The 19,522-nt window shown below is 50.9% G+C and carries 26 protein-coding genes and 1 pseudogene; 4 read left to right on the forward strand and 23 right to left on the reverse strand.

Annotated features, from left to right (window positions below; translation table 11 throughout):
- Window positions 1-18 precede the first annotated feature (18 nt).
- The 16 genes from FDW87_RS15360 to FDW87_RS15450 all read right to left on the reverse strand — a co-directional run bounded on the left by FDW87_RS15360 (window position 19) and on the right by FDW87_RS15450 (window position 14,078).
- Window positions 19-714 (reverse strand): phage minor tail protein L, encoded by a 696-nt coding sequence (locus tag FDW87_RS15360; RefSeq protein ID WP_016152743.1) that lies wholly within the window; start codon window positions 712-714, stop codon window positions 19-21.
- Window positions 715-722: 8 nt separating this feature from the next.
- Window positions 723-1,055 carry a phage tail protein gene (locus tag FDW87_RS15365; RefSeq protein ID WP_053090390.1) on the reverse strand — a complete coding sequence of 111 codons (333 nt, stop codon included), beginning with the start codon at window positions 1,053-1,055 and terminating at the stop codon, window positions 723-725.
- Window positions 1,056-4,358, reverse strand: coding sequence for a phage tail tape measure protein (locus FDW87_RS15370; RefSeq protein WP_080626303.1), 3,303 nt, complete (start codon window positions 4,356-4,358; stop codon window positions 1,056-1,058).
- A 250-nt stretch (window positions 4,359-4,608) separates the two neighbouring features.
- Window positions 4,609-4,971, reverse strand: coding sequence for a hypothetical protein (locus tag FDW87_RS15380; RefSeq protein ID WP_016152740.1), 363 nt, complete (start codon window positions 4,969-4,971; stop codon window positions 4,609-4,611).
- A gap of 62 nt (window positions 4,972-5,033) precedes the next feature.
- Window positions 5,034-5,516: a hypothetical protein gene (locus FDW87_RS15385; RefSeq protein WP_003832379.1), complete on the reverse strand. Its 483-nt coding sequence runs from the start codon at window positions 5,514-5,516 to the stop codon at window positions 5,034-5,036.
- 33 nt (window positions 5,517-5,549) lie between these two features.
- Entirely contained in the window at window positions 5,550-5,954 is a 405-nt protein-coding gene (locus tag FDW87_RS15390) for an HK97-gp10 family putative phage morphogenesis protein (protein ID WP_016152739.1), read from the reverse strand.
- Entirely contained in the window at window positions 5,951-6,340 is a 390-nt protein-coding gene (locus tag FDW87_RS15395) for a hypothetical protein (RefSeq protein ID WP_016152738.1), read from the reverse strand. Before FDW87_RS15395 ends, FDW87_RS15390 begins: the two co-directional genes overlap by 4 nt.
- A complete protein-coding gene (locus FDW87_RS15400) occupies window positions 6,309-6,659 on the reverse strand; it encodes a phage head closure protein (RefSeq protein WP_016152737.1) in 351 nt (116 codons plus the stop codon). Before FDW87_RS15400 ends, FDW87_RS15395 begins: the two co-directional genes overlap by 32 nt.
- Complete coding sequence (locus tag FDW87_RS15405) at window positions 6,656-6,973, reverse strand: head-tail connector protein (protein WP_016152736.1); 318 nt, start codon at window positions 6,971-6,973, stop codon at window positions 6,656-6,658. Before FDW87_RS15405 ends, FDW87_RS15400 begins: the two co-directional genes overlap by 4 nt.
- Entirely contained in the window at window positions 6,954-7,331 is a 378-nt protein-coding gene (locus FDW87_RS15410) for a hypothetical protein (protein WP_137379905.1), read from the reverse strand. The genes FDW87_RS15405 and FDW87_RS15410 overlap by 20 nt, the downstream gene beginning before the upstream one ends.
- Before the next feature lie 97 nt (window positions 7,332-7,428).
- On the reverse strand, window positions 7,429-8,715 hold the full coding sequence (locus FDW87_RS15415; protein WP_137379906.1) for a phage major capsid protein: 1,287 nt from the start codon (window positions 8,713-8,715) through the stop codon (window positions 7,429-7,431).
- Between the two features lie 72 nt (window positions 8,716-8,787).
- The gene (locus tag FDW87_RS15420; RefSeq protein WP_016152733.1) at window positions 8,788-9,708 is read right to left on the reverse strand and encodes a S49 family peptidase; all 921 of its coding nucleotides are present in this window, start codon (window positions 9,706-9,708) and stop codon (window positions 8,788-8,790) included.
- A 36-nt stretch (window positions 9,709-9,744) separates the two neighbouring features.
- On the reverse strand, window positions 9,745-11,004 hold the full coding sequence (locus FDW87_RS15425; RefSeq protein ID WP_016152732.1) for a phage portal protein: 1,260 nt from the start codon (window positions 11,002-11,004) through the stop codon (window positions 9,745-9,747).
- A 172-nt stretch (window positions 11,005-11,176) separates the two neighbouring features.
- Window positions 11,177-12,904, reverse strand: a complete 1,728-nt coding sequence (locus tag FDW87_RS15435; protein ID WP_137379907.1) for a terminase large subunit — start codon at window positions 12,902-12,904, stop codon at window positions 11,177-11,179.
- Window positions 12,901-13,398, reverse strand: coding sequence for a phage terminase small subunit P27 family (locus FDW87_RS15440; RefSeq protein ID WP_003832359.1), 498 nt, complete (start codon window positions 13,396-13,398; stop codon window positions 12,901-12,903). Before FDW87_RS15440 ends, FDW87_RS15435 begins: the two co-directional genes overlap by 4 nt.
- A gap of 317 nt (window positions 13,399-13,715) precedes the next feature.
- Window positions 13,716-14,078 (reverse strand): HNH endonuclease, encoded by a 363-nt coding sequence (locus FDW87_RS15450; protein ID WP_080625039.1) that lies wholly within the window; start codon window positions 14,076-14,078, stop codon window positions 13,716-13,718.
- A gap of 275 nt (window positions 14,079-14,353) precedes the next feature.
- Here FDW87_RS15450 and FDW87_RS15455 point away from each other — a divergent pair, with 275 nt between their 5' ends.
- Entirely contained in the window at window positions 14,354-14,893 is a 540-nt protein-coding gene (locus FDW87_RS15455; protein ID WP_137379909.1) for a cytochrome b, read from the forward strand.
- A gap of 9 nt (window positions 14,894-14,902) precedes the next feature.
- Here the strand turns inward: FDW87_RS15455 and FDW87_RS15460 are convergent, their stop codons facing one another.
- Window positions 14,903-15,157 (reverse strand): hypothetical protein, encoded by a 255-nt coding sequence (locus tag FDW87_RS15460; RefSeq protein ID WP_074422899.1) that lies wholly within the window; start codon window positions 15,155-15,157, stop codon window positions 14,903-14,905.
- Window positions 15,158-15,545: 388 nt separating this feature from the next.
- Window positions 15,546-15,974: a hypothetical protein gene (locus FDW87_RS15465; RefSeq protein WP_065554947.1), complete on the reverse strand. Its 429-nt coding sequence runs from the start codon at window positions 15,972-15,974 to the stop codon at window positions 15,546-15,548.
- A gap of 122 nt (window positions 15,975-16,096) precedes the next feature.
- On the opposite strand from FDW87_RS15465, the gene FDW87_RS15470 reads away from it, so the two are divergent.
- The gene (locus FDW87_RS15470; RefSeq protein ID WP_137352520.1) at window positions 16,097-16,456 is read left to right on the forward strand and encodes a hypothetical protein; all 360 of its coding nucleotides are present in this window, start codon (window positions 16,097-16,099) and stop codon (window positions 16,454-16,456) included.
- 9 nt (window positions 16,457-16,465) lie between these two features.
- Here FDW87_RS15470 and FDW87_RS15475 read toward each other — a convergent pair whose 3' ends face one another.
- The 3 genes from FDW87_RS15475 to FDW87_RS15485 are packed head-to-tail and all read right to left on the reverse strand — an operon-like array spanning window position 16,466 to window position 17,791.
- Window positions 16,466-16,969 carry a hypothetical protein gene (locus tag FDW87_RS15475; protein WP_087050957.1) on the reverse strand — a complete coding sequence of 168 codons (504 nt, stop codon included), beginning with the start codon at window positions 16,967-16,969 and terminating at the stop codon, window positions 16,466-16,468.
- Window positions 16,970-16,992: 23 nt separating this feature from the next.
- A complete protein-coding gene (locus FDW87_RS15480; protein WP_075847143.1) occupies window positions 16,993-17,541 on the reverse strand; it encodes a lysozyme in 549 nt (182 codons plus the stop codon).
- On the reverse strand, window positions 17,513-17,791 hold the full coding sequence (locus FDW87_RS15485) for a phage holin (protein WP_003832349.1): 279 nt from the start codon (window positions 17,789-17,791) through the stop codon (window positions 17,513-17,515). Before FDW87_RS15485 ends, FDW87_RS15480 begins: the two co-directional genes overlap by 29 nt.
- A 256-nt stretch (window positions 17,792-18,047) precedes the next feature.
- On the opposite strand from FDW87_RS15485, the gene FDW87_RS15490 reads away from it, so the two are divergent.
- Window positions 18,048-18,341, forward strand: a complete 294-nt coding sequence (locus tag FDW87_RS15490; RefSeq protein ID WP_048233519.1) for a hypothetical protein — start codon at window positions 18,048-18,050, stop codon at window positions 18,339-18,341.
- A 136-nt stretch (window positions 18,342-18,477) separates the two neighbouring features.
- On the opposite strand, the pseudogene FDW87_RS15495 reads toward FDW87_RS15490, so the two are convergent.
- Window positions 18,478-18,585, reverse strand: a pseudogene (locus FDW87_RS15495) (putative holin); the annotation flags it as partial.
- A gap of 92 nt (window positions 18,586-18,677) precedes the next feature.
- Entirely contained in the window at window positions 18,678-18,866 is a 189-nt protein-coding gene (locus FDW87_RS15500; RefSeq protein WP_049268779.1) for a hypothetical protein, read from the reverse strand.
- 144 nt (window positions 18,867-19,010) lie between these two features.
- Between FDW87_RS15500 and FDW87_RS15505 the strand changes: the two genes are divergently transcribed.
- On the forward strand, window positions 19,011-19,385 hold the full coding sequence (locus tag FDW87_RS15505) for a FlxA-like family protein (protein ID WP_170975117.1): 375 nt from the start codon (window positions 19,011-19,013) through the stop codon (window positions 19,383-19,385).
- The last annotated feature ends 137 nt before the right edge of the window (window positions 19,386-19,522 follow it).

The following is a 19,522-nucleotide window of genomic DNA, read 5'->3' on the forward strand; positions in this document are numbered from 1 at the left end:
TTTTCATGGGTGTATCCATCAGGAAAGACGGTTAATGGAGAGGAAACAGCCGATGCGCGGCAGGTTATTACGCAGCTCGCAGCCGGTACGGCATTTGCTGCAGGCATCTTTTGCAGGGTCTGTCGTGGGTTTATCAAACTCGTCCGCCACAGGTGGCCCGACATAGCCACACTCCTGCGAACGGTAGGTCCAGTTGCAGACATCAGCCAGCATGATCCGCGACGGATACACGCTACCGTCCGTTTCGGTCGGTGTGGCCAGCACGAAGGTCGCCGTGGTGGCTTTCAGCTCCGACAGTTGTTCAATCACCCAGCGGCTGACCACTTCCTGTTCCGGATCAGCCTCCGGATTGCCGCCTGTAAAGTTCACCGCATCGAGAAAACGGGCGTATACCACGCGCCTTACCACCGTGGCCCCGACGAGGCTCTGCACATCCTCCGCGAGTCCCGTGACCATGCCAAACAGGTTCGACACCGCCAGCGTCGGTCGGGAAGACGTCCCTTTCCCTACCAGATCAAATCCGGTTCCCTGTATCGGGTAAACGTCATACTTCCTGCCCTGCCAGGTGACCGGCTCTCCCTTCTCGTTTAGTTCATTTGAAAAGTAGTAACGCTGGCCACCAAAGGCCGTCAGGTCGATTACCCACAAGTCAATGCGGGCAGACTGCTCGGTTTTCGTGGTTTCGTTGAGGGTGTTCTGAGGAATATCCTGCATAAGGATCCTTAAGCAATAACCTGCTCAAATTTACAGCTGAAATCAGAATACGTGACGTTGTCCGTAACAGACCATTCCCGGCAGACAACTTTAATCGTGCGGTTGTATTTTGGCGGTCGCCACAGAAAGGCTTTATATCCCCCGTGCTCGACCAGAAACGCTTCAAGTGCGGTGCGGGAATTGTCCGACGTTGTCCGGAAAACAGGCTGGAAGTTAATTAACTGATGGTTGAGTCCGGTCGGGCGACGTTGCTCATAGCCATCCCCAAATTTTATGGTTGTCACTGAAGGGGAAACAGAAGACGGCATCCCCTCCCTGGGTGCCCAATGAAAGGTTTTCACTTATCCTCCCGCCAGCATGCCGCCATCGCGGCCCTGAGTTCTCAGGATGCTCATGACGCGCGTATCGATCATTCTGACCAGCATCTGCGATGCCTGCGGCCCTATCTCCCCGTTTTGTCCGTCATTCTGGATGGCAATGTGATACACAGGTGAATAAGTAATCCACCCATTCATACCACCACCAGAGGAACCCGGGTCACCCAGCGCCCTGACGCCCAGCGTACCGTCAGGCGTTTTAGCAAGGGGCATAATGGCTTCCGGACCAGCTTCACCAAACACACCTGCCCCCTTTGCAAAAGCAAACAGGGTCGGGCTGTCATAGATGCCGTTACTGTAGGCACTTAATGAAGGTGAGTCATAAACACCGCCCTTCGCATTAAAACTAAAACTGCTGCCAAAACTGCTGATGGCCGTGCCGGTACTCGCGGTGGCTGCACCACCCAAAAGACTGCCGCCGATACCCATAATGGATTTCAGAATGGTGTTAGTAATCAGCGCCTGCGCTGCCATATCGACAAGGTTTTTAATCACCGACTGTGTCAGGGAGGAAAATAACCCAATCATCCCGTCCCGGAGTGTCTGTGTACCGTTCAGCATCCCGGTCAGCATGTTGGAGGTTCGCTCCTGGGTGGTTTCCATCAGGCCAATGGCGAGGCTGTTCAGGTTTCCCTGCGACTTATAAAGCTCCACCGCCGTCTGGTACTGCGCATCAGCGGAATCCTTGTCAGCCTTTTGCTTCAGCAGTTCGTACTGTTCTTTATTGATAACATCGTTCTGATAAAAAGCCTGCAGCAAAGACTGACGCTCGGCCAGTTGATTGCGCAGTTCTGCCAGCGGATCAACCGTGCCGGCGATATCAATCAGAGGGGCAGACATTGCCGCTGCCTGTGCCTGTAACAGTTCGCGGGCTGTACTTTGTGCCAGCGTGATTCTGGCCGTCTGGTATTCCTTTTCATCCAGAAGACGGGCATCCAGGAGCGACTTCAGCTCCTGGCTCGCTTCGCGCTCTTTCGTCAGAGAGGCTCTGGCCGGCGTATACTGTTCTGCCAGTTCGAGGCGCTGTTTCTGATAATTTTCAGCATTCAGTAGCAACGTCTTCTGAATATCAGCCTCGCTGGCCCCGTCAGCGCGGGCGGCTTCAAGGAGTTTTCTGGCGCTTTCCTGCTCCTGCAGGTTGATTCGTACGAGACTTGAGGCATGCGCCGCTTCGATTTCACGCCGCAGTTGCTCATACTGGTTAACCTTCGCCTTTTGCCCCTTCCCTGTATCCCCGCCTTCCCCGGTCCAGGGGGTATCGGGTTTATCGCTCCCTGTTTCATTCCCTGGTTTATCCGGCTTCGGCGAGGGATCGGTTTTCCCTGATTTAGCCTGCTCTATGGCCTCTTTGACAATTTTTTGCCGTTCCTTGAGGAGTTTTAACCCTTGTTCAACGGCATCCAGATCCCCTTTGTAGCGGGTTTTATCGTTCTTTACGCCTTTAAGCTGTCCGAACGGGTCGAAGCCGCTCAATCCATCGATACGGCTGTCCGCATCCTGAATTTCCTTAATCAGTTTATTTCGCTGAATAACCTGATTCTCAAACTGTTCATCAATATCCAGCTGTTTCACGTTGAGCTGGTTAAGCGACAGTTTTTTTAGTTCTTCATTCGTTTCAACGACAGCATTTTTCAGGTCAATCGCTGACTGACGGGCATTCTTCGCCTGATTATGGAAATAGAGCAACGCCGAACCTGCCAGCATCGCCGCTCCCACCGGACCGCCAACAAGTGCCAGCGCCCCTCTTGCCATACCTACTGCTGCAGAGGCTGCGCGGGCTGAAACGGAAAGCTGTTTATTGGCAGCATTCAGCTGGCTCTTTGCCTGGGTGGAGAGCAGTGTCTGCTCGGTTTCCTGCCGGATTAAGCGGTTAAACTCACTCTGATAACTGACGTTAAGGCCAAATTGTCTGGCACTTTTCTCCATTTCCCGATAACGCCCGAATTCTGCGTTATTCTGTGCCAGCGTGGCGGCGGTACTTTCCAGCGTTTTTCGCGCCATATCGGCCTGCGCCATCGCGCTGGCCCTGACTGCCTGCTGCTGCTCCACCCAGGCACCGATGTTGCCCCTGATACCTGCCGTCAGTTTTGTCGCCAGAACAGGAATCAGCGTATACAGCGCAACGTTGGCGACCGTATTAAAATTATCCGTCAGGCCATTAATGGCATCGGTAACGGTCTGAACACCACTGCGCAGCGGGCCGTTTCCGCTCTGTCCCACCTTAATAATCAGACCTTCAAAAGCCGAAGTCAGGCTGAGAAGATCGCCGTTGAGGTTATTTACCCTGATTTCGGCCTGCTCATGTGCGGTCTGTGTACCGGTCAGGGCGGCGGTCAGCGACTCCACCTTCTCGCGGTTCTGCACCAGGATGGATGCCGCGCTGAGGTTTTCCACCCCGAACAGCTTCACGGCCTGCTTTGTTGACTGGTTTTTCCCGGCCAGGTTCTCCAGTGCCTGACTCAGCCCGACAACAGAAGGCTTCAGGGTTTTATCGGTTCCCTTCTCCAGATTCAGGATCACGTTACGCAGCGCGGTTCCGGCCTCGCCGCCTTTAACCTCACGCTCCGCCAGTACCTGTATGGCGGCATTGAGGGTTTCAAAACCTACGCCAGCCTGTGCCGCTGCCACCCCGCCATTTTTAATAGCAGCAGCAGTATCGGCTATCTCCGACGAACCAAATTTCGCGCCGGCAGCCAGCACATTGATATACCGGTCGGCTTCACTGGCTCCCGCCCCAAACTGGTTTAACGACAGCGCCAGCGTTCGGGTGGCATCCGGAAGCGTGGTCCCTGCCGCCTGGGCCAGCGTTAACGCGCTTTTGGTCGCCGCCGTCAGCCCCGCAGAGGTACTCAGCAGTTCAGGCTTTGCCGAAGCCATCAGCTTAATGGCCTCGGCAGCCTGCGATGCGCTGTATTCCGTTGTGCGGCCCATTTCCTGCGCTGCCTGATCGTACAGTTTCATCTGCGCACTGGTGGCACCGGTGATGGCCTGCAAATCCGACAGGGACTGGCTGTACTGCCGCGTAGTGTTAATAATGGTGCCCAGCGATAAACCCGCCCCGGCAAAACCTGCCAGCCTGCCAGCCAGCCCTGATACCGAAGCAGAAACACGCTTATAGGCATCCTCCGTCTTTTTCGCATCAGCCTGGGCATTGCGGTTAAACTGGCGTGACTGACTCTCAGCGCTGCCGTAGGCGCTCATCAGCTGCGATTTAAAGTTCGCTGCATTCAGATGCAGCCCAACGGCAAGAGAGGCAACGTCACCCATTACATTAATACCTTCATAACTGCCGCACACTGCGCATCCAGACTCGGATTCACGGCGGCGGTGGGGGATTTAACAGGGGGCGGATTACTGTCAGGCTCTTCCCGGCAAGGCTTTTTGAAAATGCCCTGTTTGAGGAAGAAAGCTCGCCAGTGGAAAAGCGTGTCAGCCGGAAGCGCCGCAATTTTTGACGGGTCAGGCTCGCCCCAGCGGTCGGCCAGCCAGAAAATCAGCTCCAGCCAGGGCGAGTCACTCAGTTTTTTTCGGCGGTTTCCAGCTTACCGATGGCGTGCTTTTTCACTTTGTCGATGGCATCCAGAAGCACAACGTTATCGTGTGCCGCCAGCAGCTCCTTCGCCGTGGGTTTGTCTTTGGCTTTAATCGGCGAGCCGTCAGGCTGAACCAGGCTGTCGATAACAATCTGTACGCTCAGCTCAGACGCCAGGCGGGCATTGCCAGAGGTCTGCGCCTCGATGAGTGCATCTTCATGATCAATAAGCTCAGCCGCCGTCAGCCGACGCAGGAAAACCTTTGTGCCTAAAATTTCAGTTTCAGTAGGCGTGGATTTCGTTTTGAGCAGTGCATTTTTCAGTGCGGAGAGGCTAAATTCAGACATGGTGTATCCTGTTTTTCAGACGAAAAAAAACCGCCCGGAGGCGGTGTATATCGGGAAACAGATTACGCTCCGGCATCTGGTGCCGGCGCGGCGATCCCCCATTTAATGTTGTTTTGCTTACCCTGCACCGTAATCTGGATAACTTCACTGGCAGGCGCTGTGATTTCGTTCATCTGCCAGCCTGAAAGCGCAAGGATCATTGAAGCCGTTCTTTTGTTCGGCAGCTCAATATAAAACTGAACGGTCTTACGCTGTTCTGCAGCATTGAGGAACGCGGTGAAATCTTCGTTTTCCGGGTCGTCAATGAATCCCAGCGATTTCTCCGGCCCTTCCGGCAGGTCTGACACCGACTGCTTACTCTTGTCCAGCAGGGTGGTACAGTCGACAAATCCTCCCGTCTGACCTGTCGCGCCCAGTGCCTTACAGTTAATCAGGGGTTTGAGCGCCGCCACAGCGGCCCCCACCTCGCCGAACTTCACCACCGTCCCGGCAGGAAGCATTGCGTACTCAGGGGATGATTTTGGCGTGTTATTTTCATCAGCCATAATGATTCTCTCTTAAATAGTGGGCAGCGGTTGCTACCTGTTCTGAATACCATTGCGGATTTCAACGGTCAGAATGCGCAGAACCTGCCGGACGTTGTAATCCAGTGCCGGACGGATGAATGGATCGGCAACCTGTTTCACCGTACCGAACTCCTGGGCCAGCGCTTTCATGTAATGCTTCTTGCTGGGGCCAACCCGAAGGGTGACCACCGTATTTCCGCGACCTTTCCGCGTGGATGAGCGAATTTTGATGGAATCACGCATATGCTGCTCTGCAGAGGATGCATCGTCGAAGCCGGCATGTTGTTTCATGTCGTCTTCAACCACTTTCAGCGCCTCACGCCCCGCGTCACGTAACACCTTCGTGCCGACCTTTTCACCGAGTGCGATAAGCTGCCGCTCCAGCTCGTCCAGCCCTTTTACGTCCATAGTGATCATGGTGAGGCATCCCGGTAGTGAAAGGTGAAATCCCGGACGAGCCGGTACTGAATATTGCCGCTGGTCAGTACCGATTTACTCTGCTGTATTCCACCCCGGACCACATTCTGCACGGGAAAGCCCTCCAGCTGGCCATGCACGATAGCGGTCCATTCCGCGCTGATTTTCTTATCCAGCTGTAACAGGCGGGTGTAGTCATTAAGCAGATAAATCGCTATCTGGAAGCGACCCGCAATCAAGCCTGTGCGCAACAGTCCGGCGTACAGCTCCGGATCGGAGATACACTGGTAAGTAATTCCCTCCTGCAGCTCATCAGGCAGGAGCAGAGGGTAAACATCCAGCCCGGTCAGGCGTTCAAGTGCTGCCTTTAATGCCAGCTCGATCATGACGTGCGTCTGCCTCCCCTGTGATGATGATGCGGTCCGCAAGACGTTCGACGTTACGAACGGTATAAACCCGGTCAGACGTCGTTATTTTCCAGTCGATATCAATATTCAGGTTCGGATGAGTGGTAAAAAGACACGTTTCAACAACCTGTTGTTGATCCAGTGTGCGGATCTTTCTGCCCGAGACCAGCTCGCGCTTCGCCCAGGCTTTCCCGGTCGTGACCAGTTGCTCCGGCAGCTGTTCACCCAGCGGTCCCCGACCGGATTGCATATACCCAATCGAAAGACGGCAGGTCATCTCTTCCGGCTTCAGGCTCATACGGTGTTCTCCTGCAACGGGAAAAGAAGATGCCGGACCGGAGCCGTCTCCAGCCACTGACCGGTGAAACCATTCAGATACGCATCCCCGACCAGATACTGCATGGCCAGCTGGATATCTTCATCCGCCACAAAACCGCGTACACCTTCCGGCAGCGCCTGCAGTTCGTCGTCGCTTCCCACCAGTTTGCAGTAGTAGTCACGTTCAATACTCTTCTGCGCAGCCGCCACCATTTTAGTGAGCATGCCGTCATGCTCCGTGAAATCCGGCTCCAGACGGAGCTGGGTTTTCACGTCATCCAATGTCAGTATCATGGTCATCGGCTCCCTTGCGGGGACTCAGCGCCTTTTCCGCATCTTTTGGCCATACCGCAATATGGCGTTCAACCAGTTTTTCTGCGTACTCAGTATCAAAACAGGCCGTATCACCGCGTGAATAACGATGATAGGGTCCCAGGAAAAAAACCGCTTTCCGCATCACTTCTGCTCCCGTCAGGACCGTGGCCCCGTTTGTTTCACTTCCGGTAAGATCAACACCTGCCTCACCTGAACCCGCTGCAGTATTCTGACCGTCATCCCCGTCCACTGTATTTTCCGGCGTCAGTTCATCCGGCTTTTTCACATCACCGGCTGCAACCGCCGCTGCCGCTGCTTTTGCCGCTTTCGTCGTCATCGTTTTGCTCCTGAAAAGAAAAAACCCGCTGCTGCGGGCTTGGGGAATTACGTGCTTTTACGCTGTGCGACCGTGGTCGCACAGAGTGCAGGACCGGTTAAAACAGCACTTTTGTCCCGAGAACAAGACCTTCCGGATGACGGAAGCCGATATCGTGCTCCGTCACCACGCGAATCAACGACTGGTTACGGGAGAACGCGGAAACCAGATTTCCGTCCCCGTCCTGATAGGAGGCTTCCTGCGAAAACGACACCTTCATGTTGCCGTCTTCACCGATAACCACGTCATTAAAGTCAGCGAAGTAAATTTCCGACTCTTTGCCAGCGTCACCGAGGTTTGCCGGGATAGCGCTGGTACGCTGAATCTGAAATCCCTTCAGCATCCCCTGGGCCATTTCCGGGTAGACCTTATTACCGTTACCGTCGCGCAGCCCGAACAGTTTCATGTAGGTACGGTTCGACATGCCCCAGCCGCAGCTGATCATGTTGCTGTTCCCGTCCATCGCCATCAGGATGATGCTGTCGAGATAGGTATCAATCGTCTGCAGATTAACCTCTGCAGCAGCTTCCCACGGCAGCAGGCGGTTCCACTCAGTTGCTCGCGTTTTCATACCGACAGGCGTATCACCGGTACCGTCATCGCGCATAAAGGCTTTATCTTCACGAACAGAGATCGCGGTCAGAATATCCTGCAGGACCAGCTGCTCCACGTTGTAGCCAGCACGACCAATCAGCTGGTTTGAGATTGGAACCATTGCAATCATGGTTTTCGCAGTGAGTTTCACATCATCGAAGCGCGCTTCTGATGTTTTCGCATCCTTGCCTTCCCCGGTGTAGCTCGCCGTCGCACCACCGGCCAGACGCGGCAGCGCCATATTGCCGTTCGGCAGCGGAATGGAGCGCGCGCCCAGCTTACGGACTATGGTGCGATCGCGCAGCAGTTCGATCACCTCGCTGTGCAGGTTTTGCGGAATAAGAACGCCACCTGACGCGGCGGCAGTGTTGATGGCCATCGAGACAGACTGGTCATTCAGTTCTTCAGCTGCAAATTTAGCAGCATCCTGGACGTTACCCTGTGCTGCCGCAATCGACATCACCAGACGGGTCATTCCTGCGCCGGTATATTGCTTTGGCTCTGCTTTAACGCTGATACCCGGAGCCTGTTGTGTACCTTTAACCGGTTTGGCAACAAGCGCTGCAGCACGTTCAGCTGCTTCCAGACGCTCCATTTTGGCACTGATATCTGTAAACTGCTGCTGCAGGCTGGCAAATTCGGTTAACTGCTCCGCTGTCAGCGTACCGCCACCAGTTTCTACTGCCGCCAGTACCTGAACCTTCTGATTAATACCCGCACGTTCACGACGCAATTCTTCAATATGATCCATGTTTTTCTCTCTTTTTGGCATAAAAAAAGCAGCCTGTTGGCTGCTTTCTGGTAATGACGCGTTAGCGCCGGGTTACATTCTGGTTTGCAGGTCCATCGCGGCTGCCTGCAACTTTATGGAAGTGGTTTGTTGAGGTTGTTTGTACTTTGCCGCAATGGCATTAATCGCGGACTGAGGATCCGAAACTTCATCAGCAAGACCAGCAGAAATGGCATCAGCGCCGAAATAGATTCCGGCCTGTGTGTTAATCACCGTCTGAGGGGCAAGTTTCCGGTATTCCGCTACAGAGGTAATAAACGTCTCGTACATATCGTCAATCATCCTCTGGAACATTCCCCGAGCGTCTTCACTCAGTGGCTCATGTTGTGTACCGTTATTTTTGTTATCTCCCCGAAAAATCGTGGTGAATGTTAACCCCATTTGCTCTTCCATCCTGGAAGTATCCAGGTGTTCCATGATCACTCCAATCGAGCCGACTCCACTGGTCTGGCTGACTACAATTTTGCTGCAGGCCGAAGCGATAAAGTAAGCCGCAGAATAGGCGCTGTAGTTCACAATTGCAGTAATAGGCTTAGTTTGACGTGACTGGAAAATATAATCGGCCAGTTCCTTGCATCCAACCGCCGCACCACCACCAGAATTTATATCCAGCACAATTTCACTGATGGAAGGGTCATTTAATGCAGCATGCACCTGGCTACGTATGCGCTCATAGCTGGTAAGTTCCGAACACATTGCAGTAATTTGCCCACGACGTGGAACCAGAATGCCGTGAACAGGAATAACAGCCATTCCACTAGCTGGTTGAACCAAATCTGGCGCCTGATTGTTATCAGGATTCTGTGTCATGTGAATTCCAGCCTCTTCTGATAATCCCTGAATACGGGGAACCAGCACAGCTTTTACAGAATCCATTGTCTGTCGTGTCACGTAATGTGGAACACCAAAGACCATAGCCGCCAGATGCGGCAGATTAATTAAATTTTTTGTCATGATGTTTACCAGGTCAGCCCGCACTGCGGGTGATATTCAGTTTCTGGACAGAATAGAGTTGATTTCTGCCAGTTGTTTTGCTGTTGGCGTGTTATCGCCAGGTAAGATTTGTTTACTGTCGACCATATTCAGAGGCGTCAGGTATTTGTCCCCTCCGGCGATGGGGGGAAGGTTCTCCATGCGGCGAATGTCGTTAACCGATAACCAGCCCCACTGGCGGCCTAATGCATAAGATTCATAGCGTGACTTCTGATCACCGCGCAGCAGGCCAGAAACATTGAATTCAATGTACAGATCACTGCGCTCGCTGGGTAAAAGCAGATCGCGCATTAATGCGCCTTCATGGCGCTTCAGCCAGGCCAACAGCGTGTACATCACAAACTGCAGCCCCTGGTGCTCAATGTTGTTATTCGTGGCTTTCGCCAGCATCTGCACCATATGGGGCGGGATTTTATAGAGCCGGCACACTTCCTCCACGCCCCATTGACGGGACTGTAACAGCTGCGCTTTCTCATTATCCTGAGATAGCTGTTTGTAGCTCATCCCTTCCTGAAGCAATGCAACAGAGAATGCGTTCCTGACGCCGGAATATCTGTCCGTCCACTTTGCCAGCAGGCGGTCGATAGCATCCTGGCTTTTGATCGTCGGAGCGTCTTTTGGACGTTCAATAACGCCGCTCATCGTTGTACCACGGCGAAAGACCTGAGAAGCATGCTCTTCCACGGCGAGGTTTAGCCCAAGAACATCCGCGTTCGTCTGGATTGGAGAACTGCCGATATAGCCATCCAGTGAGAAGACCTTCACATGATGCATCATGCGCATTGGCAACGTTTCGCCAATTTCGGGTAGTTCATAATATGGCATCCCATCCGGGCCTTTCAGGACAATGACCTTTTGGGGATTAACCGGGATTAATTCGCGGGGATAACCTTTCCCGTCCCTGTCGATGATCGAGTAGCAATTTCCCTCCAGGCCAAGCAGGCCCTGCTGCTGTTCAAAGTATTCAAATGAAGTGTCTTTTTTGTTGGGCTCGGAATGAATCAGATCATATACAGGGTGGTCAGTCGCCCGTTCACGGCCTCCGTTAGCGCCTCGCCTGTAAAGTTCACACGGCAGCTGCGCCACCGATTCTGCCAGAAGCGTTACACATGCCCGGACCGCCGATAACGCCATTGCGGTTTCAGAAGTGATAACGATCCCCGCCTTGCTCTGGCTGGAACTCACACCACCCAGCATCGCCTGCCAGAAACTACCACCAGACTGAGATTTACCCCGAAACATCTGGGGAATGAACATTATTCACCCCCTGATTTAATTACGCTGGCAGACATTGATTTCGCGATTAAAAATGACCACAGCAGGCAGATTGAACCGCCAGTAATAAGCCCGGCTGCAGGTGAAATAAGCCAGGCACCGGCAGACAGTAACGCGGCTCCGGCGAGGCCGATAAAAAAACTTAAAAACGTCATTAGCATGCTACATCTTCCTCGTCGTAAACGGATGAATTACTCGCCCGGCTATTCAACATTGCCCGTCCGATTGCCATAATCAGCGAAACCGCGCCATCGATTTTGTTTTCGTTATGCTCTTTGATGGGTTTAACCACATCGTCATTACCGGGCAAATACTTCCCGACGACGTTGCTGATACACCAGCTCATAATCGGGTTCCCGTCGTGATGAAAGCGGCCTGACTCAATGGCGGCTTCCAGCTCCTTCGTCGGATCAGACATATTGGTGTAGTTCTGAACAATAGTGATCGGATTAAGGCTTTCATCAGCCAGATCATGTGAAAGCCCCGTCGCGCCGAACGGGTCAATCGGTGACTCACTGACTGGGTTGAGCTTGTTTGCCGCCTTGGCCTCTTCAAGGATGTAGCGGTAATCAACTTCAGCGCCATCAGTAACTGTAAGCAGTCCCATTTCAACCCATTTCTGAAATCGCTCCGCAGTACGACGATCTTCGTTCTTTTCAACGCTGAATACTGTGTCGTAGGGAACCCAGAAGCGGGGAGCAACGCTGTAGTAATGTGTCTTGCCGTCAATTTCCCTGGTGAACAACCGCGCCATACTGTTCATATCCAGCTTGCGCGCCAGGTCGAAAGACAGAACACATGGCTGTCCTTCGAATTGCTCCAGCGTAAGTGTCTTATCCTCACAGTTCTGCCAGGAAACCAGGTTGTAGAAAGCAGCACGGGCTGCAACCCAGATGTTGAGGTGTTTAGTTTTAAATACACCAGCCTGACGGGCGTTATTAATAGCTCTCTGTTGCTGGCTGAGGAGAAAGTCACGATAGACCGACACGCCCATATTCGGGTTAGCTTTTTCCAGCACTTTAGGATCGGTCCAGTCATCCCCCTCGTCGACGGTGTATATCACGCCGAACAATTCCTCATTCGGTACTGTGCCATTCAGCATCTCAATCACTTCACGCCGTTTGTCGTAGCATGGCCCCTCAATGTTGTAACCCGCCGTCGTGATCGCCCACATTAGTGGTTGTCGCCGCGCCCCCATACCCGTCAGCATAGTGGTGTAGAGCGAATCTGTGGGATGTTCGTGATACTCGTCAACAATCGCACAGTGCGGTGAAGCGCCGTCCCCAGGGTTACCAATCAGCGGCTCAAAACGCGCGCCATCTTCTGGCCGGCTCAGGTTGGACGCATTAACTTCAATCCCGAACGCTTCCACCAGCAGCGGAGTGCGCTTACACATCAGACGAGCTGGTCTGAATACTTCCCACGCCTGTTTTTCAGTTGTGGCCCCGGAATATACTTCAGCGCCAAACTCGTTATCACAGGTAAAACAGTACAGCGCCACACCTGCCGAAATAGCTGATTTCCCATTTTTACGCGGTATCTCCGTGTAAACCTCGCGAAATCGTCGAAGCTTCGACCCTTTCTGAACCCAGCCAAAGGCGCAGCACACAATAAACAGTTGCCATGCCTCCAGAGTGATCGGCATCCGCTTGAATGCCCACTCTCCTTTTGTATGTGGCAACAACTGGATAAATTTCGCGGCCTTTTCTGCCATGTCTTTATCGAAGCGGTAACGAAATTTCTTACTCTTTTCAGCCGCCATGTCATCGATATGACGCTGGCAGGCCTGAATGACAAACTGGCACGCCGGAATTTTCCCCCGCACAACGTTGCGGGCGTATTGATTCGCGGCGTTTACGTTGGGGTACGATTTCCGGCTCATGAGTTGATCATCTTCAGGAATGGGTTAGAGGTTTTCTTCTGTCCGGCAAGGCCGATTAGGCGTTGTCGACTGCTGGGATCAAGGCCAAGCATGGAGCCGGTAGAGCTCATCTCCGATTCCTGCTCTTTCTTTGCGGTTAGCTCAGGGTTTTTTATCTTCCCCCCCATAGCACCAGTGATAGTCAGCCCTTCTCTGGCGATATTTTTAACCGCCCTGCGCCAGAACTCATATGCAACACACCAGCGCTCAAGTACGGCAAGATCGGTAACACACAGTAATCCCTGTCCACATAATTCTTTCGTGGTCAGTTCCCACATGACGGCCGCCATTGGCAGACCATCATCCTCAGAAAACCAGTCAGGTGGTGCCACACCTTTAATCGGAGTGAATACAGGTTCCTCTTTATTCAGGGCTCGTTTGCCGGGGTTCCCTGCCAGCTCCTTGCGCGCCGTTGGCTTGGGGCGACGCCCGGAACGCCCCGCCGTTCCAGCCATAAGCGACACTCCTGGTTAAATTTCATTTTTCGCGGGTATAAAAATACGAGGAAGCGGGCAGTCCTGAAAGGCGAAAGGGGTCAGGGATTTGATCCCCCCTCCCCCTGGCCTGTGTGGGCATCAATCAAGATGGAAATTATCATTCAGGTTGCACCGACAAGCGCTGCTCGCATTGTGCGGACAGGCATTAGAGTTATGCCCTGACTGCCCACAATAGCTGCAGCGCAGGTTGGCGCGGCGGGATGAACCACCCCATGTTTTGGGACAGTTCGCGTATGTATGAAGCCGTGAACCGCAGTACGTGCAATAGGTATAACTCATCGGATACGCTCTCTTGCCGTCTTCGCTCTGTGGCATTCCCAGCACAACGACTCAAGATTGGAATCGTCATCAGTACCGCCATGAGCTTTTGGGATGATGTGGTCAACGCTTGCCGCTTTCTTCGCTATCCTCTGTCGGCGATGGTTCTGACACAGGTATTTATCACGCTGAAGGATACGCGCTCGTTTAATTTCCCAGAGTCGCCCGTATCCACGTTCTTGCCTGCTCTTTCCTGACTGATAACTCCGCCAGCCGTCACCAGCATGCTGCTGTCGGTGTTGGTCACAATATCCGCTGACATCATTGGTGATTGCCGCACACCCTTTGTGTCGGCATGGGCGTTTAGCACGTGCTGGCATCGGCATAGTCCTGTTTGTTGGATACAAATTGTGTAATAGGCGGAAAGTAAAAATGAACCAGTAGCTGATTAAAAGTTCTCATAAATAGCGAGAATCTGCGCGGTTCTTGCCCCGTGACATCACGGATTATCAGAAAGAAATAAAAATAATAATTATTATCAAAATATTCTAGTAAGATCGCTGGAATAACAAATCCTTAATCTCTCAACAAAAATAAGGATTTGTTAAGCTTCATGATTTATGGTCGATGTAACACACCGTTTGAGGCAAGAATAATGGTCAAATTATCAAAACTTCAGATTCGCTTACACTGGCTAACCCTGATATTAATAGCGATAACCTATGCAGCTATGGAGCTTCGTGGCTGGTTTCCCAAAGGCAGCAACACCTACCTTCTCATGAAAGAAACACATTATAATGTTGGGGTGTTTGTCTGGTTTTTAATGATAATACGATTAATTATTAAACATAAGTATCATGACCCAGCCATCATTCCCCCCCCACCAGCCTGGCAGATGATGGCGGCTAAAATAATGCATATCCTGCTGTACATTTCTTTTTTGGCTCTGCCATTATTAGGTATTGCAATTATGGCTTACGGTGGGAAGGACTGGAGTTTCTTAAGTATTAACATTGCACCTTTCGTTACTCCTGACGGGGAAACAAAATCACTTATTAAAGATATTCACGAAACACTGGCAAACGTCGGATACTTTTTAATCGCAGCGCATGCAGGTGCAGCGTTATTTCATCACTACGTCCAGAAAGATAACACTCTTTTGAGAATAATCCCTGATTGTAACGATAAGAAATAAATACAAATTTTAATGTTTAACATTACAGCAGGCACTCAGTGAATGCCTGCTGTAATGCCTGTAGTATTCGAGTTGCAACACACCGTGCTCAAGTAACTCTGAGTAGGCGATCAGCCCTGTGTATTCGGGGATAGAGCTACCGTCATCAGCATCAAATGCTGGAATGGTTGAGTGAAAAATCAAAAATGCGCCAAATCTCGCGCAGCACGCCGCCCCGTGGCAGAGCCCTCCTCCAGGAGAACCTTCTTCGCTGATGGTTTTCATCCAACCCCATCTGATGATATAAACGCAATCAAACCGTTACATTTCGGTTTGAACATCATTAATTCATAACTAAGGAACAGTATCGTGAAATATTTCGCATTAATTTCAGTTCTTCTACTTTCTGCATGCGCAGGCCCTGCTGGATCTTACTGGGGCGTTACACCAGCAAATTCGGACATCTGCCCTTCCGGGCAATCAGCCTCAGGTGAGTGCCGTTAAATTTTATGTTCTTTCAAGTGCGAGTCTGTCGCACTGTATAACCGCCAGGAGTTAGCGGATTACCCTGGCTCACTACTGAAAGACTTTCTTTGATGTGCACATGCGACGAGAATAAAAAAGCCCCGCATATACGAGGCTCCTGATATTTCTGTTTATTTGATGCAAACAGCTACTCTAGAGTAATAAGTGTGCCATTCACGTCACGTCGCCAGTCCTCTAAAGACTTAGGCTGCCATTCAAGTGCAATAACAGCTTTTAACTTGGGAATGCTAGATGTGATTGCTCTGATGGCCTTTTCTTGCGGCCATAGAAACACTACGACTCCCTGAAATCCCAATCCGATTTCAGCTGCAGATTTTGTCGTCATTAAGTGAACATCAACCGAGCATATCATCACGCGTCGATTTTTATTAAGTGCAGCAAAAGCAGTGACCCCAATTGCGCCTCGTAAACAACTTGAGTCCCTCGCTTGGCTAAATGTGCTCACCACAAGAATCAGCTTTTTATTTTCTTCCTTAGCCAACGCAAGCCCTCTAAGAATTGCTTCTTTCGTGGCCTTCAGATTGTCACCGGATGGTCGAATTAAATAGAATTTCACTGGTAACCTCACTTCGATTTACCCTGACATTATCACAGACACTCAGTGAATGCCTGCTGGAATGCTCTATGAGTTGGGTTCGTTAAATGATATGTTTCCAAATATAACCATAAGGAGATGAAATGTTTAATTTTCTCAAAACACTCAACAGGCTCATCAATCAAAAAACCACCCAAGAGGTACCACAGGAATATTCAACCGAGCAGCTTCTGCAGTGGGCTACTGGGTGCATGTTAGAAGGTTTGCCGGACAAGTTTTACGAAGCGAGAATTTCCTGTTTCCGCAACATTGACAATGAAGGACGTACCGCAATCGCTTCAATACATGACGTCAAGTTGACCATAGAAAGCGAATACACTCCTTTCTATCCGCCCGATGATCTTTACGCCACACATTGCATAGAGAAAATGCTTGCTGGAAATAACTGGAGCCAAGCAACTATAACTTTCAACCCAGAAACGACAGCCTTCACATGGGAATAACTTTCTCTTCTATGGCGAGGCTCTGGTATTTTCTATTTCACGTATTCCGGCAAGCTGATTGTTTGCCTTCTCAATGGTGGCCAGTAGCGGGTTAATCCACAGCACTGCCTGGCAGTACGTTATTGAGCTGGCGGCAGCGGCGCTATCACTGACTGTGTCAGCCTCCCCGGTATCGGGGTGCATTGCATTGGCACGTAAACGGTGCGCGTATTCGAGCAGCCCACCAGCGACATCAGCAGGAACAGGCAAATCACAGGTTTTTTCACGTCGTAAAATCTCCCGGTATTCAATGATGGTTTTCTCTGTTCCGGCATCTATTAGCGAATTAAGGCGGTTGGTATTCTCTGCTATCTGGTTAAACCGGTTGAAGTTGAAGGCCTGAGTAGTTATCACCGCCGTCTGTAGCGCGTTGTCGCTACGCAAAACCCGGTTGTCGCTCTCTGACGTGGCCAGCGCGGCATTACTGCGGGCCAGCAGCACACAGAGCACCGAGATGAGGATGATAGCTGCCATCCCAACAAAAACGAGACTTCTGTTCACTGGTCTATCCCCCAGCACGTCAGCGCGCTTTCCTGGTCTCGCCGTTCTACCTGCCCATAACAGCCATTTTTCTGGCCTTTAGTCAGGCGACAATCACGGCCACCGTCTTTAATCCACCAGCGGATCGCTTCACAGGCTCCTTTACGGTCACCAGCGTTAATGCGCTTGTAAAACGTAGATGGGAAGCATTTTGCGGGACCGATGTTATAAGGGCAAAAAGATGCGATACCCGCTTTCTGCGGCTCACTCAGCGGAATTTTGATATTTCGCTCAACCCACGCCAGCGCTTTGTCGCGTTCGATGGCGTTTACCTGGGCACATTTCTCAGCAGAAAGCCTCATGTCCTGAACTACTGGCTTACCATCAACCATCGTGGCACCACGGCAAATAGTCCAGATTCCGCCACCGTCGCGATATGCTGTCAGGCTGTTACCCTCTTTCTCATCCAGAAACTGATCGAGAATCACGGGGGCGGAAGCCCCGGCAAGAATCAAACCAACGACCGCTGCGCTCAGTTTATTCTTCAGCTTTGGTGACATTACCATTAAGCCGGTCCTCCCTTTCCTTTTTCCTGTAATACCAGTTCACTGCACAGGTAATAACAGTGCATGCGATACCGACAATAATTGCCCAGTCGCTCAGGCTTAACCCTGCAATTCTGTCGGCCAACATCCAGGACACCTCTTTTGCTGTTTTTGCTGTTTCGGCATATGCCTTCGCTGATACACCGCAGCCAGTTAGCGTGGTTCCTGTTCCATATGAAAGTCTGCTGTAAATGGTGCTCATTCTGGTCATAGCCCTACCTCCGACTTTTCGGATGGCGTTATGTGTGATTAAAGGGTCAGGCTTCACGGGCTGGATTTATCAACAAAGCACGTAGCGGATGATTCCCGTGAGCCTGAAATGAAAAAGGCCGCTTTGGTAGCCTAAAAATGATGTTTGATAATTTTTCCATCGAGCAAGGTTAGACTAGCCAATTACAGTAGCTTGCTCTCCAATTCAATTCCTGATCTACTACTTGGTTCTAGCAACCAATGAAAAAGGATAGATCGTGAATAATGGGAAAAATGAACGATTCAGAGTGTACTTATCCAGTTTTGATGCGGATATTGCAGCACTAACAGAAGCCTGTAAAAGTATCAGCAACAGTCTTAACTCTGTTTTGGAGAGCACAAAAAGAGAGGGGTTTATAAACCCGATTCAAGTTTTCATAGATTCTTTAACACTGAATCAGCCCGAAACACATTCTAATATCTGGGTAGCCGTTAATTCATCATGGCAGATTGCAGAAGAAGCCAGGCTAAAACTTGAGAAATTTGGTTATAAGACTGGTGAAATTATTTAAATATCCTCCGGCATAGCCGGAGGTTTTTCTGATACGCCTATAAGGCTCTGTTTCCAGTTGCGTCCTAACAGGCGCATACGATCTTACATATACATCACACTTCGTTACTTATGACCCGTGAACGGGCTACCCGGATAAATGCGCCAAACACCACACCGTAATCGGTTCCGGTTAACAGTTCATAGACACTGGCCCCCGTCAGGACACCACCAGCCAGCCCAGTACCGGAAATCGGATCGGGCATTTAGCCCCCTCTAAATTGCTGTGAGTCCTCTCAGGAATGAGGGGAATAAAAAAAAGGCCGCCATGCGGCAGCCTCGAAGTAAGTACGGTTGTTTACAATGGTGGAGAGAGAGGACCTTCTAACACCTCTGCTTCACCGTTATGGCAAATGTCATCGCCTCTGGTCAGATGCCAAACACCTGTGATTATTTTCCCCGTTTCCAAGTCATCAACAGTGTCATTCGTGTAGTACGCTACCTGTACAACACCGACATGCTGAATCCAGTAATACCCTTCTTTCATAAGCTCCTCCGCGATACTCAGCAGATAGTATAGAGCAGTACAAATAATGCTGTGGTGCAGGAAGCCACAACTTAATCTTTGCTAATAAAGTAATTTCGAAAGATGACGATAATGGGTAATAAATGTAAGGCCGGAGGAACCACCATGAGCATGACAATTAGCACTTTGGGTCAGGACATACTGCAAAGCACAGTAAAACAAGCACCTTCAAGTACTGGCAACTCTGTTTCACAACAAATTCAAAACCTGAAAAAACAAATTGGTGAGTTGACAAAAGAACTCAGCGCCATGGGTTCAAAAATAAATGAAGTAACCTCCGAAGATGAGGCAAAACTGCTTAAACAGCAGATGGAGATGATTCAAAGGCAAATCGAGTCTATGTACGCAAAAATTGCTCAATTACAAAAACAAGAAGCAGAAAAAAACCAAATGGCATCGGGTGCATTACCTACGGTAAGTGACAAATCAAGTTCGAACGTTGCAGGGAATAATACTAAAAATATTGATGTCTACGTTTAGCAGTGACCCCCTATCATTTTTCCTCTGAGTTAGAAACGAAAAAGGATTGTGAGAACTTGTTTTCGAGTTAACGATTTCAGATCGGCGATATGACAGGGGTACTGGTGCTATGCACCTCGCGAATACCCCTGTCGTAT

The sequence above is a fragment of the Citrobacter sp. wls826 genome, from assembly GCF_005281245.1.
In the GTDB taxonomy this organism is placed as follows: domain Bacteria; phylum Pseudomonadota; class Gammaproteobacteria; order Enterobacterales; family Enterobacteriaceae; genus Citrobacter; species Citrobacter braakii.

Excerpts from the sequence above, each read along its gene's own strand:
- FDW87_RS15410 (WP_137379905.1), bottom strand. The coding sequence starts at position 7,331 with ATGACGACGAAAGCGGCAAAAGCAGCGGCAGCGGCGGTTGCAGCCGGT.
- FDW87_RS15450 (WP_080625039.1), bottom strand. The coding sequence starts at position 14,078 with ATGCCAGCACGTGCTAAACGCCCATGCCGACACAAAGGGTGTGCGGCA.
- FDW87_RS15505 (WP_170975117.1), top strand. The coding sequence starts at position 19,011 with ATGAGCATGACAATTAGCACTTTGGGTCAGGACATACTGCAAAGCACA.
- FDW87_RS15420 (WP_016152733.1), bottom strand. The coding sequence starts at position 9,708 with ATGACAAAAAATTTAATTAATCTGCCGCATCTGGCGGCTATGGTCTTT.
- FDW87_RS15380 (WP_016152740.1), bottom strand. The coding sequence starts at position 4,971 with ATGTCTGAATTTAGCCTCTCCGCACTGAAAAATGCACTGCTCAAAACG.
- FDW87_RS15470 (WP_137352520.1), top strand. The coding sequence starts at position 16,097 with ATGTTTAATTTTCTCAAAACACTCAACAGGCTCATCAATCAAAAAACC.
- FDW87_RS15455 (WP_137379909.1), top strand. The coding sequence starts at position 14,354 with ATGGTCAAATTATCAAAACTTCAGATTCGCTTACACTGGCTAACCCTG.
- FDW87_RS15485 (WP_003832349.1), bottom strand. The coding sequence starts at position 17,791 with ATGACCAGAATGAGCACCATTTACAGCAGACTTTCATATGGAACAGGA.
- FDW87_RS15425 (WP_016152732.1), bottom strand. The coding sequence starts at position 11,004 with ATGTTCATTCCCCAGATGTTTCGGGGTAAATCTCAGTCTGGTGGTAGT.
- FDW87_RS15460 (WP_074422899.1), bottom strand. The coding sequence starts at position 15,157 with ATGAAAACCATCAGCGAAGAAGGTTCTCCTGGAGGAGGGCTCTGCCAC.
- FDW87_RS15370 (WP_080626303.1), bottom strand. The coding sequence starts at position 4,358 with ATGGGTGACGTTGCCTCTCTTGCCGTTGGGCTGCATCTGAATGCAGCG.
- FDW87_RS15405 (WP_016152736.1), bottom strand. The coding sequence starts at position 6,973 with ATGATACTGACATTGGATGACGTGAAAACCCAGCTCCGTCTGGAGCCG.
- FDW87_RS15385 (WP_003832379.1), bottom strand. The coding sequence starts at position 5,516 with ATGGCTGATGAAAATAACACGCCAAAATCATCCCCTGAGTACGCAATG.
- FDW87_RS15435 (WP_137379907.1), bottom strand. The coding sequence starts at position 12,904 with ATGAGCCGGAAATCGTACCCCAACGTAAACGCCGCGAATCAATACGCC.
- FDW87_RS15475 (WP_087050957.1), bottom strand. The coding sequence starts at position 16,969 with ATGGCAGCTATCATCCTCATCTCGGTGCTCTGTGTGCTGCTGGCCCGC.
- FDW87_RS15395 (WP_016152738.1), bottom strand. The coding sequence starts at position 6,340 with ATGATCGAGCTGGCATTAAAGGCAGCACTTGAACGCCTGACCGGGCTG.
- FDW87_RS15480 (WP_075847143.1), bottom strand. The coding sequence starts at position 17,541 with ATGGTAATGTCACCAAAGCTGAAGAATAAACTGAGCGCAGCGGTCGTT.
- FDW87_RS15390 (WP_016152739.1), bottom strand. The coding sequence starts at position 5,954 with ATGATCACTATGGACGTAAAAGGGCTGGACGAGCTGGAGCGGCAGCTT.
- FDW87_RS15440 (WP_003832359.1), bottom strand. The coding sequence starts at position 13,398 with ATGGCTGGAACGGCGGGGCGTTCCGGGCGTCGCCCCAAGCCAACGGCG.
- FDW87_RS15415 (WP_137379906.1), bottom strand. The coding sequence starts at position 8,715 with ATGGATCATATTGAAGAATTGCGTCGTGAACGTGCGGGTATTAATCAG.
- FDW87_RS15400 (WP_016152737.1), bottom strand. The coding sequence starts at position 6,659 with ATGAGCCTGAAGCCGGAAGAGATGACCTGCCGTCTTTCGATTGGGTAT.
- FDW87_RS15360 (WP_016152743.1), bottom strand. The coding sequence starts at position 714 with ATGCAGGATATTCCTCAGAACACCCTCAACGAAACCACGAAAACCGAG.
- FDW87_RS15500 (WP_049268779.1), bottom strand. The coding sequence starts at position 18,866 with ATGAAAGAAGGGTATTACTGGATTCAGCATGTCGGTGTTGTACAGGTA.